Consider the following 3,689-nt stretch of genomic DNA (forward strand, 5'->3'; position numbering starts at 1 on the left):
TAGAGGGACAATGGGTTGTTTCATCATAAAAAACCTCCAATCTTCTGTTTGAATACAGTATAACTGGAGGACTAGATAGATGCGATACACCTTGTTATTGGACGCTTACGTTGATTCTAGTAAAAGTATTTTTGCTTCCATCCAATATGCAATGCAGCAATTAAATCAACCACCTTTAGATGAAAAAATGTTGGCGACTTTTGTTGGGCCTCCATTATTAGATAGTTTTTTAAGAATAGGATTAACAAAAAACTTAGCGAATGAAGCGGTATTAAAATATCGTGAATACTATCAAGAACATATGCATTTCGTTCAGCTTTATCCTCAAATGAAAGAAGTCTTAGAACAATTACAAGATAGATATCAATTATATATTGCTAGTTCTAAGCCAGAAGTCTTTGTTAAGAAAATCGCACACTTAATTGATGTTGATCAATATTTTACAGCCATTTATGGTGCTGATTTAGAGGGAAAGCGTGCAAAAAAATCTCAAGTTATTGCCTATGCCTTAAGCGAAAATCCAAATTTAGAACCAAGTACAATTAGGATGATTGGCGATCGTAGTCATGATTGTCTAGGAGCTAATGAAAATAAAATTGCAGCCATTGGTGTTACTTATGGTTTTGGTAGTAAAAAGGAGCTAGAAGATGCAGGTGCTGTAGAAATTGTTACTAGTCCTGCACAATTGTTAGAAATACTGTAGCTAAGAAATTGATACCTTTTTTAAAAGCTAAATAGTTTTCTGTTTTATTTTAGCGCACGTTATCTTTAGCCTTATCGATAAGAAAGAAAAAAACTAAAAAAAGTTGTAAAAACTCATTGACAAAGATTTAATTCTCTGTTATTCTATATCTTGTCTTGAGTTGCCGCCTTAGCTCAGCAGGTAGAGCACCACCATGGTAAGGTGGGGGTCGCCGGTTCAAGCCCGGCAGGTGGCTTTCAATTTTTAAAAAAGTTAAAAAAAAGCTTGAAAAAAATTGAATTATCTGTTATATTAATAACATCTTATTCCGGCATAGCTCAGTTGGTAGTAGCGCATGACTGTTAATCATGATGTCGTAGGTTCGAGTCCTACTGCCGGAGTTGATAAATTTTATCAAACAATTTCATATTTTTCCGGCATAGCTCAGTTGGTAGTAGCGCATGACTGTTAATCATGATGTCGTAGGTTCGAGTCCTACTGCCGGAGTAAGACACTTATCAGATGATAGGTGTTTTTTTTATTTTTATTTTATTAATTGAAGACATTTATGTTTGAGATTGTTATAATACTTTTATATAAATTAAGGAAGGATATGAACAATTTGGCACAAAGATATTCAATCAAACATGAAATTGCTTATTATGAATGTGATATTAATCAACAAATGACGCTCCCATCTTTAATTCAAGTAATGATTAAAGCATCTGAGGAACAAAGTGATCATTTAAATCGTGGGAGCAGTTATGTCAATCAACTAAATCTAGGTTGGGTGATTACGAACTATGAAATCGATGTTGATCGGATGCCACGTTTAGGTGAGAAAATCATTTTTTCAACTTTAGCAACTGCTTATAATAAATATTTTTGTTATCGGGATTTTTTTATAGAAGATGAAGCAGGAAATTGTTTGGTGACGGTATCTTCTGTTTTTGTATTAATGGATTTATCGACACGAAAAATTAAGGCTGTGGATGAAGAAATTATCGCACCTTATGAAAGTGAAAAAATTAAAAAGATTAAACGTTTTAATAAAATGCAGCCACTTTCAAATCCAAAAACAAGTCCCTTCAAAGTGAGATTTTATGATATTGATAGCAATAAGCATGTGAATAATGCCATCTATTTTAATTGGCTATTAGATGTTCTAGGCTATGAATTCTTGAGTACCCATACGATAAAAAACGTGAATATTCGATTTGATAAGGAAATTGAATTTGGAAATGTTGTAGACAGTTATTATGAAACTGAAATAACAGATAACAAGGACCAAGTTATTTCTAGACATCAGGTCAAAGTTAGTGAAGAATTGTGCTGTGAAGCTGAAATTTTATGGAATAAACTATGAAAATGATGTTAATTTGCAAGTTTACAAATAGATTTTTTTTAGTACTCAAATAACAAAAAATGTGATAGAATGACCTTGAAAATAAAAAAGGAGGGAAGGCAATACGCCGAAAATATGAATATTAAAGCGATTTTTTTCGATATTGACGGTACTTTGTTTAACGGAAATGGTTCTGTTTTAGCAAGTACGAAGCGTGCGATTGCTTTAGCTCAAGCACAAGGCATTCTTTGTGGTGTAGCAACTGGACGTGGTTATCCCAATGTATTGAGTTTAGTTGGTGAGTTAGGTTTAGACTTTTATGTGACATATAATGGGCAATACGTTGTTTATCAAAATCGTGTCATTCATGCGCATCCTTTTAATGAAGAAGCCTTAAATCAAGTGATATCCTATGCTAAGTTACATCATAAACACATTTTATTTGGTGCTGGAGAGAAAATGACGGGTAGTTTAGCAATGCTAGTGGGTCAATCAAAACATTTTGCAAAATTATTATATCGTCTACCAAAAGGCAAGCATCTCTCTACAGGTGTAAAGTTATTAAAAAGGTTGGCTATTCGTCGTAAACGTCGTCACTATCCGCAAGCCTCTGATTTTAAAGAGCCAATCTATCAGTGTATATTAATGGCTTCTCGTTCAGAATTAACTCGTTTAAAAGAGAGTTTGACATTGTGCGATATACAGCGCTCGACTTCACAATCTGTAGACATTGTTCCTAAGGGTGGTTCAAAAGATAAAGGGATTGTTGCGCTAGTGAATTATTTAGGCCTAACCATGAATGAAGTAGCTGCATTTGGTGATCATTTTAATGATATCGATATGTTAAAATCAGTTGGGCTAGGAGTGGCTATGGGAAATGCGAAAAAACAAGTGAAAGAAATTGCTGATTATGTGACTGCAGATAATAATCATGATGGCATATATCTTGCCTTGAAGCATTTCAATATAATTTAGGAAAGAGTGGTTATTTTGACACCTTATCAAATGGCAAGCGAATTTCATCGAATTTTTGATGATCGTGCACCGAAACAACCGACAGCCTTCAATCTCCAAGAGGCGATTTTTCGGCAAGGATTTAAGATAGAAGAGATTATTGAATTGCTTTATGCTACAAGTCGTGATGAGCAAATGTTTGAACAAAGCGTTGCGCAGATGCATCAAGCAATTGAAAAGAGTAAAGAAAAGTTGTTAGCAAAAGGTGAGCCGATAAATGAGTCAGATGAGGAGATATTAGTCAATCAAGTAGATGCTTTAGTTGATTTGCTTTATTTTGTTTATGGTTCTTTTGTGCTATTAGGTGTGGATCCTGATCCAATGCTAAAAATTGTTCATCAAGCAAATATGGGGAAGCTTTTTCCGGATGGCCAACCACATTACGATGAAATCACCCATAAAGTATTAAAACCTAAAGACTGGGCGGAAAAATATGCTCCTGAAGGTAAAATTAGGGAAGAACTTGAAAAGCAAAAACATCATTAAAAAAAGACAGGAAAGACTATTATTTAGGTCTTCCTGCCTTTATTTTTATCCTGGGTCTATGATATTTAGTGTTGTTACTCAAACGGAGGATAACACTAAATATCTTTTTTTATACTCATAATAATAGAAAAAGACATCTGTTTCCTCTATAATTAAGTCGAC

General features: G+C 33.9%; 4 protein-coding genes and 3 tRNA genes. All 7 read left to right on the top strand.

What is annotated here, in order from left to right:
- The first annotated feature begins 79 nt into the window (after window positions 1-79).
- The 7 genes from ACTQZM_RS11765 to ACTQZM_RS11795 all read left to right on the top strand — a co-directional run bounded on the left by ACTQZM_RS11765 (window position 80) and on the right by ACTQZM_RS11795 (window position 3,527).
- Window positions 80-703, top strand: coding sequence for an HAD hydrolase-like protein (locus ACTQZM_RS11765; protein ID WP_441653875.1), 624 nt, complete (start codon window positions 80-82; stop codon window positions 701-703).
- Between the two features lie 162 nt (window positions 704-865).
- Window positions 866-938 (top strand) — tRNA-Thr (locus ACTQZM_RS11770).
- 71 nt (window positions 939-1,009) lie between these two features.
- Window positions 1,010-1,083 (top strand) — tRNA-Asn (locus ACTQZM_RS11775).
- Between the two features lie 32 nt (window positions 1,084-1,115).
- A tRNA-Asn gene (locus ACTQZM_RS11780) sits at window positions 1,116-1,189 on the top strand.
- A gap of 115 nt (window positions 1,190-1,304) precedes the next feature.
- Window positions 1,305-2,048, top strand: coding sequence for an acyl-[acyl-carrier-protein] thioesterase (locus ACTQZM_RS11785; RefSeq protein ID WP_248626438.1), 744 nt, complete (start codon window positions 1,305-1,307; stop codon window positions 2,046-2,048).
- A 114-nt stretch (window positions 2,049-2,162) separates the two neighbouring features.
- Window positions 2,163-3,002, top strand: a complete 840-nt coding sequence (locus tag ACTQZM_RS11790) for a Cof-type HAD-IIB family hydrolase (RefSeq protein ID WP_349279027.1) — start codon at window positions 2,163-2,165, stop codon at window positions 3,000-3,002.
- Between the two features lie 15 nt (window positions 3,003-3,017).
- Window positions 3,018-3,527, top strand: coding sequence for an HAD family hydrolase (locus ACTQZM_RS11795; RefSeq protein ID WP_441653876.1), 510 nt, complete (start codon window positions 3,018-3,020; stop codon window positions 3,525-3,527).
- Window positions 3,528-3,689 lie beyond the last annotated feature (162 nt).

Source organism: Enterococcus cecorum, from assembly GCF_052119425.1.
Taxonomy (GTDB): Bacteria; Bacillota; Bacilli; order Lactobacillales; family Enterococcaceae; genus Enterococcus_E; species Enterococcus_E cecorum_C.